Source organism: Lentibacillus sediminis, from assembly GCF_002763455.1.
Classification (GTDB): Bacteria; Bacillota; Bacilli; order Bacillales; family Amphibacillaceae; genus Lentibacillus_D; species Lentibacillus_D sediminis_A.
In genome coordinates, this window is sequence record NZ_NIXK01000006.1 from 63858 (window position 1) to 77314 (window position 13457).

At 48.5% G+C, this 13457-nt stretch carries 11 protein-coding genes and 1 other annotated feature; of the genes, 3 read left to right on the plus strand and 8 right to left on the minus strand.

The genetic code is table 11. The features are described 5' to 3' along the window. Window positions 1–282: 282 nt before the first annotated feature. The 3 genes from radC to CEG13_RS11095 all read right to left on the minus strand — a co-directional run bounded on the left by radC (window position 283) and on the right by CEG13_RS11095 (window position 3471). On the minus strand, window positions 283–972 hold the full coding sequence (gene radC, locus CEG13_RS11085; protein WP_100011954.1) for a RadC family protein: 690 nt from the start codon (window positions 970–972) through the stop codon (window positions 283–285). Window positions 973–1216: 244 nt separating this feature from the next. After that, window positions 1217–2089, minus strand: a complete 873-nt coding sequence (locus tag CEG13_RS11090; RefSeq protein ID WP_100011955.1) for an SPOR domain-containing protein — start codon at window positions 2087–2089, stop codon at window positions 1217–1219. Between the two features lie 119 nt (window positions 2090–2208). Next, window positions 2209–3471: a bifunctional folylpolyglutamate synthase/dihydrofolate synthase gene (locus tag CEG13_RS11095; protein WP_100011956.1), complete on the minus strand. Its 1263-nt coding sequence runs from the start codon at window positions 3469–3471 to the stop codon at window positions 2209–2211. A 55-nt stretch (window positions 3472–3526) separates the two neighbouring features. On the opposite strand from CEG13_RS11095, the gene CEG13_RS11100 reads away from it, so the two are divergent. Together CEG13_RS11100 and CEG13_RS11105 are read left to right on the plus strand one after the other, a co-directional pair. Continuing rightward, the gene (locus CEG13_RS11100; RefSeq protein ID WP_100011957.1) at window positions 3527–4447 is read left to right on the plus strand and encodes an ATP-grasp domain-containing protein; all 921 of its coding nucleotides are present in this window, start codon (window positions 3527–3529) and stop codon (window positions 4445–4447) included. Beyond that, complete coding sequence (locus CEG13_RS11105; protein ID WP_100011958.1) at window positions 4440–5300, plus strand: ATP-grasp domain-containing protein; 861 nt, start codon at window positions 4440–4442, stop codon at window positions 5298–5300. The genes CEG13_RS11100 and CEG13_RS11105 overlap by 8 nt, the downstream gene beginning before the upstream one ends. Window positions 5301–5351: 51 nt before the next feature. Here the strand turns inward: CEG13_RS11105 and CEG13_RS11110 are convergent, their stop codons facing one another. Continuing rightward, window positions 5352–8000, minus strand: a complete 2649-nt coding sequence (locus CEG13_RS11110) for a valine--tRNA ligase (RefSeq protein ID WP_100011959.1) — start codon at window positions 7998–8000, stop codon at window positions 5352–5354. A gap of 63 nt (window positions 8001–8063) precedes the next feature. After that, window positions 8064–8303 (minus strand) — a binding site (T-box leader). Between the two features lie 126 nt (window positions 8304–8429). On the opposite strand from CEG13_RS11110, the gene CEG13_RS11115 reads away from it, so the two are divergent. Then, the gene (locus tag CEG13_RS11115) at window positions 8430–8618 is read left to right on the plus strand and encodes a hypothetical protein (RefSeq protein ID WP_100011960.1); all 189 of its coding nucleotides are present in this window, start codon (window positions 8430–8432) and stop codon (window positions 8616–8618) included. Here CEG13_RS11115 and CEG13_RS11120 read toward each other — a convergent pair. The 4 genes from CEG13_RS11120 to hemB all read right to left on the minus strand — a co-directional run bounded on the left by CEG13_RS11120 (window position 8615) and on the right by hemB (window position 13438). Continuing rightward, window positions 8615–9628 (minus strand): protein kinase family protein, encoded by a 1014-nt coding sequence (locus CEG13_RS11120; protein WP_100011961.1) that lies wholly within the window; start codon window positions 9626–9628, stop codon window positions 8615–8617. The two genes, CEG13_RS11115 and CEG13_RS11120, sit on opposite strands and share 4 nt — an antisense overlap. Window positions 9629–9708: 80 nt before the next feature. After that, on the minus strand, window positions 9709–10725 hold the full coding sequence (gene spoVID, locus CEG13_RS11125; protein WP_100011962.1) for a stage VI sporulation protein D: 1017 nt from the start codon (window positions 10723–10725) through the stop codon (window positions 9709–9711). 413 nt (window positions 10726–11138) lie between these two features. Then, window positions 11139–12428, minus strand: a complete 1290-nt coding sequence (gene hemL, locus CEG13_RS11135) for a glutamate-1-semialdehyde 2,1-aminomutase (protein ID WP_100011964.1) — start codon at window positions 12426–12428, stop codon at window positions 11139–11141. 26 nt (window positions 12429–12454) lie between these two features. Then, window positions 12455–13438 (minus strand): porphobilinogen synthase, encoded by a 984-nt coding sequence (gene hemB / locus CEG13_RS19100; RefSeq protein WP_239984635.1) that lies wholly within the window; start codon window positions 13436–13438, stop codon window positions 12455–12457. Window positions 13439–13457: the final 19 nt, after the last annotated feature.

Genomic DNA, 13457 nt, shown 5'->3' on the forward strand with positions numbered 1-13457 from the left:
TTTTTATGTAAATGAAATCTATACAGTTACTTTTCGCTTTTGTTGGCCAGCTCCAGCGCTAAAGCTGTGTGGACTTCCCTCACCTCTGTACGATAAGTCTACATCGGCTCGCTGGGCTGGCTCAGTCCAGCCCATACGTCGCTAACCGGGTGCTTCCGCTTTTGTTCTAATCTATCACAGAAAGTCCAATAAGCGCCACTTTCAATGAACTATCGAAAAATGGCGCTGACTTGTGGAAGTCTCCTATATAATTATACGAAAAAAAAAGCAAAATAGATAGTGTTACAGATAGCCTTTTTCCTTTAAAGAGACAAATTTTCTGTTGCCGATGACTAAATGGTCCAAAAGTTCGATGCCGATCATTTTTCCGGATTCGGACAGGCGCCGGGTTACATGGATATCTTCCTGGGATGGAGAAGGGTCTCCGGAAGGGTGATTATGGGCAACGATAATTGAAGCAGCGGAGCGTTTTACCGCTTCCCGGAACACTTCACGCGGGTGAACAATGGATGCGTTCAGGCTGCCAATAAAAATTGTCTGACGGTGGATAATCTGATTTTTCGTGTTGAGAAACAGTGCGACAAAATGCTCCTGATTAAGACTGCGCATCTCTTCCATAATATAGTCGGCCCCGTCTTCCGGTGAGCGGATTACATAACTGTCATCGGGTCTGTACTGATGCATCCGCTTGCCAAGCTCAATTGCCGACAGCAGGAGAACCCCTTTGGCACTGCCGATTCCTTTAATTGCCATCAGTTCCTCAATCGTGGCATCCCCGAGCAGTTTCAGGCCTTCGAAATGCATCAGCACCCTATGGGACAAAGCGGTGACCGGTTCTTCTCTGGTGCCGCTACCCAGAAGGATGGCCAGCAGCTCCTGGTTTGACAGATGAGCAGCGCCGTTTTTTAAGAGACGCTCCCTGGGACGGTCCTCTTTTGGTACATCCTTAATCATAATCGATGATACTTCCATATTTGCCCTCCTTCGCTATACTAAATAATAGCTTAGCGTGCAGGAGAGAAAGTGACAAATCACTAAAATTGTATTTTTCGCTTGTCAGCACACTCTATTACGGCAAAACCTTCTGGGAAAAATGCTGTTTTCTGAAAGGAAATACTTGTTAAAATGCAAAATTATCTATTTCTGAGGATTTTTTCGCGGATTAACAGATAGTAGGCCCCATGCGAGGGTGGGACCCACTAAATGAGGTTTCACTCTATTCCGCCATGGTTGATTGCTTAAACTGCTGCCATAACTGAAGCAGAACATTTTGGGCTTCGAGACCGCTTGCCTGCTGCATTCGTGCCTGAGCATCGGCTGTAGCTTCATACAGGCCTGTAATCCGCTCACTGTCTTGCGGATACGTTTCCATCAGTTCTTCCCAGCCGGCTCCTGTAAACACCTCTTCACTACCCAGTCCCTGAAGAGAAGTTTCCCAGCTCTCGCGGAAGCCCTGCAGCCATTCCTGCTCACTGGAAGTCAACTCTATCTCCTGGGCAGGTGTAGCCCATTCTTTCACATAAATATCAAATTCATAGGTTTCCAGCTGTTGAGCTGATTGTTTTGCCTGTTCTTCTGTTGCTCCTATGCCGGCAAGCAGGAAGAATTGCCCATCGCGTTCCCAGATGACCGTCGGTAAACCGGCAGCTTCGAATTTGCCTGCCCACTCCTCGGCATTTTCCATGCCCGAAAAGACACCGGCCTGCAGTACAAATGCTTCGATCGCTTCTATAGCTGCTGACGTCCCTTCCCCGGCAGCTGCACCAGACGCTTCATCTCCTCCCGTTAATGCAGGCACTTCACCGGAGGTACCCTGGGCCGAATCTTCATCCATATTGACAAACATGTTTAACATAATCACACCGAGGACAGTACCTGTCATAATTGCGGAAAATACAGCGACCAACACCGGAACGATCGGACGTTGGTCCTTCCCTTTTTTTCCTAAGCCTTTTTTGCTTCCTAACTTACGCATGAAGCTGGGGATCGTTATTTTCCCTGCCCCCTCCACAGCTGCTGCCTGTTCATCTTTTGTTTTGTTTTCATAAAGTTTCACATGTTCGCTTTCCTGTTTGATTTCTTTATCCATCTTGGGATCCCCTCCTGTGCCAATTCTAGCTTCACTCTAGCACAGGAAGTATAAAAAGTAAGACGAATGCTGTCATTGCAAGAGAAAATCGTTCAACAGGATATGCTGTTTTTCTCAGGTTAAAAAAATAAGCTCCGCACCCGGGCAAGAAAATGAAGCGATCCTGTCAGGAAATAACCGTGCTGAGGATGACAAATCGTCTGCTTGATTGCTTCGCGCCAGTCGGACACGGCATACTTTCTCTGTCCAGGAGTGCGCTGATACAGCTCTTCAGCACTGGCTGCCCGCGGGTGGTCAAATGTTGTCAGCGTCACAGAAGAAAAATTCCTGCTGAGTGCTGCCAGCATTGGGTCCAGCTCTTTATCGGCAAACGCGGCAAAAATCACATGGTGTTCCTTCTCTGGGTAATGCTCCTTTACCGCTTTAATAAACGCCTCGATTCCAGCGGGATTATGCGCCCCGTCGGCAATAACAAGCGGCTGCTGCTTCAGCATTTCGAATCTGCCAGGCAAAACTGCACGCCTGAAGGATGCACGCACCAGTTCCATATTCAACCGAAGTCCCTGCTCCTTAAGCAAGGTAAGTGCCATATAAGCAAGGCTAGCATTATGCAGCTGATGCTCCCCCTGCATGCCAATAACCAGCTCCTGTTTCGGATATCCGATTGCTCCCCATATCGCTCGTCCTCGTCCTGTTTGTTGAAAATAGACATCACTGCCCAATTGCCAGCATACCGCTTCCTGGCGTTTCGCTTCCTGCTCCACCACATCACGCGCCTCTTTATCCATCTTTCCTGCAATCACCGGCACATCAGGCTTGATAATCCCTGCTTTATGGGAAGCAATTTCTGATGTTGTTTCGCCTAAAAAGCTGCTATGATCCTTGGCGATATTTGTTATAATAGACAAAATGGGCACGAAACAGTTTGTCGTATCTTCCCGGCCGCCCATACCCGCTTCGATCAGCGCAATATCGGTGTACCGGGAAAAATAAAGGATAGCGAGCGCAGTAAGAATTTCGAACTCCGTCGGCGCCGAGTCTTCCGCATCCAGATGTCGGATGGCGGGAAGCAGTTCGTTAAGACATTGCAGAAACGCTTCTTCTGCAATCGGCTGATTGTTAAGCAGAATATGCCCAGGGAGTCCGGCCAAACTCGGGGAAGTAAAAACACCAACCTGGTAGCCATTCGCCATGAAACCATGACTGATAAAATTCACCGTGGAGCCTTTGCCATTTGTCCCGGCAACATGGACCGCACGGAGTTTATCCTGCGGGTTATCCACCAGCTGCAGCAGTTTCCTGATGCGCTCCAGGCCTGGTTTTATCCCCAGCAATTTTCTGCTTGCAAAAAAACGTTCTGCTTCATCATACTGTTCAAACATTGCACTCAGCCCTTTCATTAACCAAAGCCAAGTATAGCAGAAAGGACACCATGACATGAAAAAATTAGGATGGATCATTTATAACGGCAATTTATCCAGCGGCGGCAAATTTCTTGATTTTGCCGAATGGATTCAGCGGGCAGCTGCTAGAAAAAACAGCGAGGCCGTGATTTATAAGAACAATCAGCTGCTCAGCCTTCTGCAAACGAGCGGGCGCAGTCTCTTGCAAGATGGGGGCCCCGGCCTCCCTCATCAATTGCCCGATTATGTGTTTTTTGCCGATAAAGACATTTACCTGGCCAGACAACTGGAAGCAATAGGAGTGAGAGTATTTAACAGTGCAGATGCCATTGCCAATAGCGATGATAAAATCACCAGCTATCAATTGCTCGCCGCACGTAAGCTGCCAGTCCCTAAAACGCTAATTGCACCGAAAGTCTTTCCGCGCGGCAGCATGGATGATCAGACAATACAGACAGCCGTCCGGCAGCTGGGCTTGCCGATGATTCTAAAAGAGGCATTCGGATCCTTCGGGCAGCAGGTTTATCTGGTAAATACGGAAGACGAGCTGCAGAGAAAAGTCCATGAGCTGCGCGGGAAGGCATTTGTCTTCCAGGAATTCATGGTCTCCAGTTATGGAAAAGATATCCGCTTGCATGTCGTCGGGGACGAGGTGTCAGCTGCCATGAAACGCCGGGCAAGAGATGATTTCCGGGCGAATGTAACCGCAGGCGGAATAACGGAGGCTTATACGCCTACTCAGGCTGAAACGGATATCGCGATTTCTGCAGCGCGAGCGGTAGGAGCGGACATTGCCGGAGTGGACTTATTGTTTGGGCCGGATGGTGAGCCGATCATCTGTGAAATCAATTCCAACGCCCATATCCGCAACATGTATGAATGCACCGGGATCAATGTGGCTGATGCCATCATGAATTATATCCTTGCCGTATTGAAGGAAGATGTGCATGTATAATAGAAAACATGGCTGGCTGATTTACCAGGAAAAAGATGCCGCTGATAATGCCTCCTACATTACCTGGATGATCGAAGAAGCAGAGCGTGCAGAACTGTCGCTTGAATTGGTGCTGAGAGAAGAGATGACCATTGGGATCCGCGGCGGGGAGCGTGAGACGAGCGTTCCCGGCAAAGAACCAGCAGACTTTGCAATTGTCCGCACGGTGGACCCGTTCTTGAGTCAGCATCTGGAAGCTTCTGGGATTCCTGTTTTTAACTCAAGCGTGCTCGCGCGGATCGCCAATGACAAGGCACTCACCCATCACTATATGCTCAATCTCGGCATCCCGATGGTCGCCACGTTCTTTTATCCAAAAGCAATCAAACCGGATATTCCTCCGCTTTTCTTTCCATTTGTATGGAAAGGAACAACGGGAAGGGGCGGGAAGCAGGTAAAATGGATAGGAGGTGCAAATGACTGGCAGGAGTTTCGCGACGCTCCTATTCATGAAGATTACCTCTTGCAGGCCTGTGATGTGCAGCTGGGAAAAGATGTCCGTGTATTTGTGATAGGGAGTGAGATCATCGCCGCGGTACTCAGGGAGAACATGAGCGATTTTCGAGCCAACTATAAACTTGGCGGTACGGCCCGTTTATATGAGCTAAAACCCCATGAGCGGCAAATGGTCGATACAATTATCCAGCATTTCCCAGCGGATATGGCGGGGATTGATTTTTTGATAGGCTACGATGGGGAGCTTCTTTTTAATGAGCTTGAGGATGTGGTCGGCTCCCGGACACTGAGTGCGGTCAGTGATATTAATATTGTCCGCAGGTATATCTGTCATATTAAACGAAAACTGGAATCCTAAACAGAAAGCGGAATTTCACGGGCTTCCATCCCGTGAAATTCCGCTTTAGTTTTACTGGTCTAATTCTGCAAGCCGGGCTTTTACTTTTGCCTGTTTCTCCCGATAATCTTGCAGTTTGTTCTTTTCTTCATCAACAACTGCCTGGGGCGCTTTGCTGACAAATCCTTCATTGGCCAGCTTTTTCTCCGCCCGGGTCACTTCTTTGTTCCATTTTTCCAGCTCATTTTCCAGCCGCTCCACCTCTTTGCCAATGTCAATCAGCCCTTCAAGCGGCAGGTAAACCTCCGCACCGGTGACTACCGCAGACATGGCTTTTTCCGGCACATCCACATCCAGTGCAATCGTCAGCTCGCTTGGATTGCAGAATCGTTCAAGGTAGTCGCGGTTTGCCTCCAGCTCTTGGACAACCTCCGCATTTTCTGCCTGAATCAGCAGCTTGATCTGTTTAGACATCGGGGTATCCACTTCTGCCCGGATATTTCTCACGGATTTGATGATCGAAACAAGACGCTTCATTTCCGCTGACGCTGCTTCGTCATGGAAGGAATTCTCCACTTCCGGCCAGGCGGCAACTGTGATCGAAGAACCTTCGTGCGGCAGCTGCTGCCAGATTTCTTCCGTGATATACGGCATATAAGGATGGAGCATCCGCATGGTCCGGTCAAATACATAGGCGAGCACAGAGCGGGTTGTATTCTTTCTTGCTTCATCTTCACCGTACAGTGGGAGTTTTGCCATTTCAATATACCAGTCGCACAGTTCATCCCAAATGAAATTGTACAGATGGCGACCAGCTTCCCCGAATTCATATTTATTGGTATTCCTGGTCACCTGCTCAATCGTTTCATTCAGCCGGGTGAGGATCCATTTATCCGCCAGTGTTTTTTCTCCTGTCAGATCAATGTCCTGATAGGTAAATCCTTCCATATTCATTAAGGCAAAACGGGAAGCATTCCAAACCTTATTGGCAAAATTCCACGTCGCTTCCACCTTTTCCCAATGAAAACGCAGATCCTGGCCTGGTGTCGACCCGGTCAGCAGGAAATAACGCAGGGAATCGGCCCCGTACTGCTCCACCACATCCATTGGGTCTACCCCGTTTCCAAGGGATTTGCTCATTTTCCTTCCTTCCGCGTCACGGATCAGTCCATGGATCAGTACATCCTTAAATGGCCGTTTCCCGGTAAATTCCTTCGATTGGAAAATCATCCTTGCTACCCAGAAAGGGATAATGTCATAGCCTGTGACCAGCACATTGGTTGGGAAAAAGCGTTGATAATCTTCCGCTTCTTCATCCGGCCAGCCCATGGTGGAAAATGGCCACAGTGCGGAAGAGAACCACGTATCAAGAACATCTTCGTCCTGCTCCCAGTTCTCCGGATCTGCCGGCGCTTCTTTGCCGACATAGATTTCACCGGTCTCCTTATTGTACCAGGCAGGAATCCGGTGGCCCCACCACAGCTGGCGGGAAATACACCAGTCGCGGATATTTTCCATCCAGTGCAAATAGGTCCGTTCAAACCGTTCCGGCACAAAATTTACTTTGTCTTTCTGCTGCTGCAAATTAATCGCCTGCTCGGCAAGCGGCTCCATCTTCACAAACCACTGGGTCGAGAGATAAGGTTCCACCACGGCACCGCTGCGCTCGGAATGGCCCACCTGATGCGTACGGTCTTCAATCTTAAACAAGACGCTTTCTTCCTGAAGGTCCTTGACAATCTGTTTGCGGCAATCAAAACGATCCAGCCCTGCGTATTTACCGGCATTTTCATTCATCGAACCATCTTCATTCATCACAAGGATACGCTTCAGCTGGTGGCGGTTGCCGATTTCAAAATCATTCGGATCATGTGCTGGCGTAATTTTCACCGCCCCGGAGCCGAGTTCCATATCCACATAGTCATCTGCCACGATTTCAATTTCTCTTTCGGTAATCGGCAAAATAACCGTTTTTCCGATCAGATGCTGGTAGCGCTCATCTTTCGGATGCACCGCAACCGCAGTGTCGCCGAGCATCGTTTCCGGCCTGGTTGTCGCAATTTCAATCGTTTCCTCACTATCTTTGATCGGATAACGCATATGGTAGAATTTACCCTCTACCTCTTCGTAGATCACCTCAATGTCGGAGAGCGCCGTCTGTGTCGCCGGATCCCAGTTGATAATATACTCGCCGCGGTAAATTAGACCCTTCTCATACAAGTTGATAAACACTTCGTTAACAGCATCAGACAATCCTTTGTCCAGGGTAAACCGCTCTCTCGAATAATCGAGTCCAAGCCCGAGGTTTTCCCACTGGGAACGGATAAAGTCGGCATATTCTCCCTTCCATTCCCAAGCTTTTTCGAGAAATTTCTCCCGGCCCAGTTCATGAGGATTTGTACCCTGTTCTTTTAATTTTGCAGCCACTTTCGCCTGTGTGGCAATGCCCGCATGGTCCATGCCAGGCAGCCAGAGAACATCATAGCCCTGCATGCGCTTCATTCGGGAAATGGTATCCTGCATCGTCAAGTCCCAGGCATGCCCTAGATGCAGTCTGCCGGTTACATTCGGCGGCGGGATAACGATCGTAAATGGTTCCTTATCCGGGTCCCCTGCCGCTTCAAAATATTTGCCCTCCAGCCAGAAGCGGTAACGGTTTTTTTCCACTGTCTGCGGCTGGTATTTCGGGGGCAGTGAAGGTTGTTGCTTGCTGTCACTCATGTTAATCAGCCTCCTGTTATTGTTCAGAAATTAGATAAAACAAAAAACCCTTCCCATCCTAAATAAAAGGACGGAAAGGGTGTGCTTCCGTGGTACCACCTTTGTTTATAAGTTATTCGGCAAACTTATACACTTCATTGGTTGATAACGGTCTGTGACCGGCATTCTCCTACTGATTAACGTTTCAGAGAAGCTGTATCAAGGGCGACCTTCGGGAGTAACCGTTCCGGGAAAGTTTCAGCCGGTGCTTTCCCTCTCTGATCTGGCGGTATTGTCCTTACTCTTCCCTGTCATTACATTTGATTATTGATTACTATACATTTTATCCATATTCACGCGTGGCGTCAACTAATACTCCAGTTTTTGCACAAATGCCTGTATTCTATACATACAATAATGCAAATACATGTAAAAAAGAGGTGAGGCATTATGGCACGTTATTACCGGTATAAATTGCCGCCCTGGGCGAGAAACTGTATTTATGTAGCGGAAAAAGTAACCTTGCCGATCCTGATTTTCCAGCTGGTGCGAACCCTGTTTTTCCCGACAACTTTGGACGTTTTCCTGCTGGGGATTCTGGTCGGTGTGTTCATCGCCTTTTATCTGGAATGGATTTAGCTTTCTGACTCATCAAAGGCAATCGCTTCATATTCGTCTTCCACATAACGGGAAAATTGCAACCCAAACCGCAGCTGGCGATATGCCTGCTGGAGACGGCTCACTTGCTGAACTTCTGGAGAACCCTGGGGGTCATTCACATAATGCCTTAGGATTTTCATATAATTGGCCGGGTTCAGCATATGAATGGTGAGCTGCTGCAGTTCCAGCGTGGTCAGCTCATTCTCCTGGTGGTAAACAGAAAATGATTCGACCAATTGATCCATCGGGTAATCATAATAGCGGACTTCCTGTTTAAAAAAATCGGCCAAATCCATAACCGGACTGTCATAGCGGGCATTTTCCCAGTTGATCAGATAAGGAACTGACCCGCTCAAGGAATGGGACAGACGGGGATTGCCATGACAAAGGCTGTAGTTCCACCTGACTTCACCCTGCAGTTCATCCAGCAGCAGAGAGGTTCGCCGGGAAATTTCTCTGATGCTGAATTCCAAGTCCCGGTAATGGGTGCAGACGGATAGTTCGAATGGAGACATGTAGTGACGCTGTTCGAATTGCTCGACCACTGCCAGCAATTCCTTCCCGCTTTCTTCGCAAAAGGTCTGATATGTATGAAAGGATGCTTCCAATTTCCCGGTGTCAATTTCAAGTGTTTGCTTTGTCTGTGCATGCACCATGCCAAGGCTTTGATAAAAACCTTCGATTGCCGGGCGGTCCTTAAACCTGGCATTGCTTTCAATCCAGGGTGACAAATAGTAAATGGACTCTCCCATTTCCACATACAGGTTCCGCTGTTTTGTCAGGTAAACGGGAACAACGGAAGACAGATGCCGGGAAAAGGCTTGATGGTATACCGCTTCCCAATCGTTGAGTGAGTCTTTTGACAAAAAGCTTTGTTTTAGGGCGTATTCCTGATGGACGTCCCGGATGCGGTACAGGCGAGGAGTTACTTCCTCGATATCAAGCGGCTGAACTGAGTAGGAGTTCAGTACTTTTTTCAGCATTTCCATTGTATTCACCACCTGGCGTGAGAGATTTAGCTTAAAAAGGATAAAAAATAGACTCCCCTTGATGGACAAGGGGAACAGGATCAGGAATTTTTAGCTGGAATACGCAGAAGCTGTCCTTCGGTAACATCATAGTCCTCTTCCAGCTGGTTTTGTTTGATAAGCTGCAATGCCGGAACCTGATAACGTTCGGCAATGGTATCAATGGTATCTTTGCTCTGGACAATGCAGAGCCGCATTTTTGAGTAGGAATCCTCCTCGGAACTCCGGAACATATCTGCCAGATAGCTGACATCTTCTGCCTGTGCTTCATCACGGCTTTCCGAGCTTTCCTCATAACTGCTGGATTCATCCGTTTCCAAGATGGCTTCTTCTTCATCACTCGAGGAGGATTCTTCCTCCTGGGACGATGATGAGCTGTCATCAAAGAACTCTTTTAACGATTGCGTTTGTTTGTATTTCCAGCGGTCTTTCTGCGCTTCTTCCTCTTCCGGCTCCATGGAAATGGCCGGAATATCAGGCGGCGCCGGTGTTTCTGCCAGCTCTGGGGGGGCAGGCTCCTGCTCTTCTTTCCAGTCAAATTCGAATGTATCTGCTTCGTTTCTCGCAAATGCTTCTTCTTCCTGCCCGTAATCTTCCGGCTCCACTGGTGTCTCCGCTGCACTATTGTCGATCCCATTAATTTCAATGGTCGAGTACAGCTTCAAATGATTCTCTGCAGGAATTTCATAGTCAAAGGATTCAATATTAACCGTTACGTTTTCAATATCGCTTACCCGATAGGCCGGTACGGAAATTTCCACAGGAAAGCGGTGGGCAAATTCCGCATAACCAGCTTCCTGATCGACCACACTCTCGACATAGCGGCGGGCATGAAAATCCTCAAACTCACCCGACGGAGATTCCTCTTCCTCGGACGGCAGTTTCTGATACTCCCCGCGCAGTTCAATCACACCACGGATGGAAATGTAATCATTAAATGGCTGTATACCGATTTCCGGGTCGAGGGAAATCCCTCTGATTTCGCCAACTTCCTGTCCCTTTTCAAAGTAAAGTGATTCATTCAGCTCAAAACGGAACACTGATTGCTCAGCAGACAAGTGACTTCCTCCCTTCTACAAGCATCTTCCATGTGCTTATACATCTAAATTATCTATATGAAGGGAGATTGGCGGATATGCGTGAACAACGAAAATCCTCATAGTTGATGAAAAATGTGCCACGGTCTCTGCCCCGACGCTGCGGAAATATCTGTGACAGAGCTAGTTGATGTTTAATATAACAAGCAACATCGTTAGCGGAGGAAATACCCCGAGACTCCTGCGGGATGGTAAGCATAGGTGAGACCCCGCAGTGCGACAGCACGAGGAGGCTCACCAGCGCCCGCGGAAAGCGAGGGGTATTTCCGCAGCGGCAGGAGATGTCTCAGTTTATAGACTTTGTCTTAATAAACCTTTTTAAAAAAACTGCCATAAAACAAAGCCACCCTCGTCAAGCAAGGATGGCTAAACTGTTACTTTTCAATTTTTGAGAAAGCAGTATGAACAGCTTCAATTGTCCGAGTTATATCCTCATCACTGTGCGCGGTGGAGAGGAACAGTCCTTCAAACTGGGACGGGGGCAGGAAAATTCCTTCCTCTATCATCGCCCGGTAATATTGGGCGAAATAGTCAAGATTAGCACCCTGCGCCGTTTCGTAATTAATGACATCCTGATCAGTAAAGAAAACCCCAACCATCGAACCGGCACGATTGATGGTCAGCGGGATGTCATAAGCACGCGCTGAATCCCTGAACCCTTCTGTCAGCCGGTCCACTTTCTCATTGATCGCCTCATAGGACGCTTCATTCAGCGCATTCAAAGTTTCAAATCCTGCTGTCATCGCCAGCGGGTTCCCTGACAATGTGCCCGCCTGGTAAATCGTTCCGGTCGGGGCAACTTGCTCCATAATCTCCCGTTTGCCACCATACGCGCCGACAGGCAAACCGCCACCGATAACTTTGCCGAGACAAGTCAGGTCAGGTGTAACCCCAAAATGTCCCTGTGCACAGTTGTAACCGACACGGAAGCCGGTCATCACTTCGTCAAACACGAGCAGACTGCCATGCTCCTTTGTCACCTGGCGCAAATCTTTCAGGAAGGATCCTTTCGGCGGAACCACTCCCATATTGCCAGAGACAGGTTCCACAATCACAGCTGCAATTTCTTCCCCGAATTGCTCAAACGCATAGCGTACACTTTCCATGTCATTATACGGTACAGTAATCGTGTGCTCTGCTACGGAACTCGGAACCCCGGGGCTGTCCGGCAGTCCCAATGTAGCGACCCCGGAACCCGCTTTAATCAACAGGGAGTCGCCATGGCCATGGTAATTCCCCTCAAATTTTAAGATTTTATCCCGGCCCGTATAGCCTCTTGCCAGCCTTAAGGCACTCATCGTTGCCTCCGTACCTGAATTCACCATCCGCACCATTTCTATCGACGGCACGCGGTCGATAACCAGACGGGCCAAGTCATTTTCTAAATGTGTTGGGGCGCCAAAGCTTGTCCCTTTGGCAGCCGTCTCTTGCAGCCGCTCAACAACACGCTCATCGGCATGGCCCAAAATCAGCGGCCCCCAGCTTAGTACATAATCAATGTACTCATTTCCGTCAATGTCCTTTATCTTGGATCCATGCCCGGACTCCATAAACAGCGGCGTCATTCCCACCGATTTAAATGCACGCACAGGGGAATTTACCCCGCCTGGCATTAAATTGACTGCCTCTTTATACGCATCCGCTGAATTAGCAAAATTTCCCATTTCTATCACCCTAACGAAAGATATTGTTACTCTTCATTCAACCATTTCGCAACGTCTTTTGCAAAATATGTGATAATCAGATCGGCGCCTGCACGTTTCATGGACGTGAGTTTTTCCATCACGATTTCTTTCTCATTGATCCAACCCTGCATGGCAGCAGCTTTAATCATGGAATATTCGCCGCTGACATTATAGGCGACGACAGGCACGTTAAAGCGATCCCTTACTTCACGGACAATGTCCAAATAGGAAAGCGCCGGCTTCACAATCAGAAAGTCGGCTCCCTCTTCCACATCAGAGGATGCTTCTCTCAACGCTTCCAGCCGGTTTGCCGGATCCATCTGATAGGTCTTGCGGTCACCGAACTGCGGGGTGGAGTCGGCCGCATCCCGGAATGGTCCGTAAAAGGCAGAGGAATATTTCACCGCATAGGACATAATCGGTATGTTGTGAAAGCCCGCTTCATCAAGTGCCTGACGAATGACCGTTACAAATCCGTCCATCATATTGGATGGTGCAATAATATCTGCGCCTGCTTTAGCCTGTGATACCGCTGTTTTGGCCAGCAGTTTCAGGGATTCGTCGTTGTCAACATCATGGTTATGAATGACGCCGCAATGTCCATGGGAGGTGTACTCGCAAAGACAAGTATCCGCCACCACGAGCATATCCGGGTACATCTGTTTAATCACCCGGGTTGCTTCCTGTACAATCCCGCTATCCACAAAGGCACCGGTGCCCTCTTCATCTTTTTCATTCGGCACACCAAACAGCATCATTGCCCGGATGCCGAGTGAGTAAATTTCCTTTAGTTCCTCGTGTAGCAGATCAAGCGACACCTGGTACACCCCAGGCATTGATGGCACTTCATTGCGGATATTTTCTCCTTCGATAATAAAAATAGGATAAATCAGATCCGCTGTCCGCAAATGATTTTCCCGTACAAGCGAACGCATCGAAGCAGACGATCTCAGCCTGCGATGACGCTTAAATTGCTGATTGATTTCCATATATATCTGCCCTTTCGTC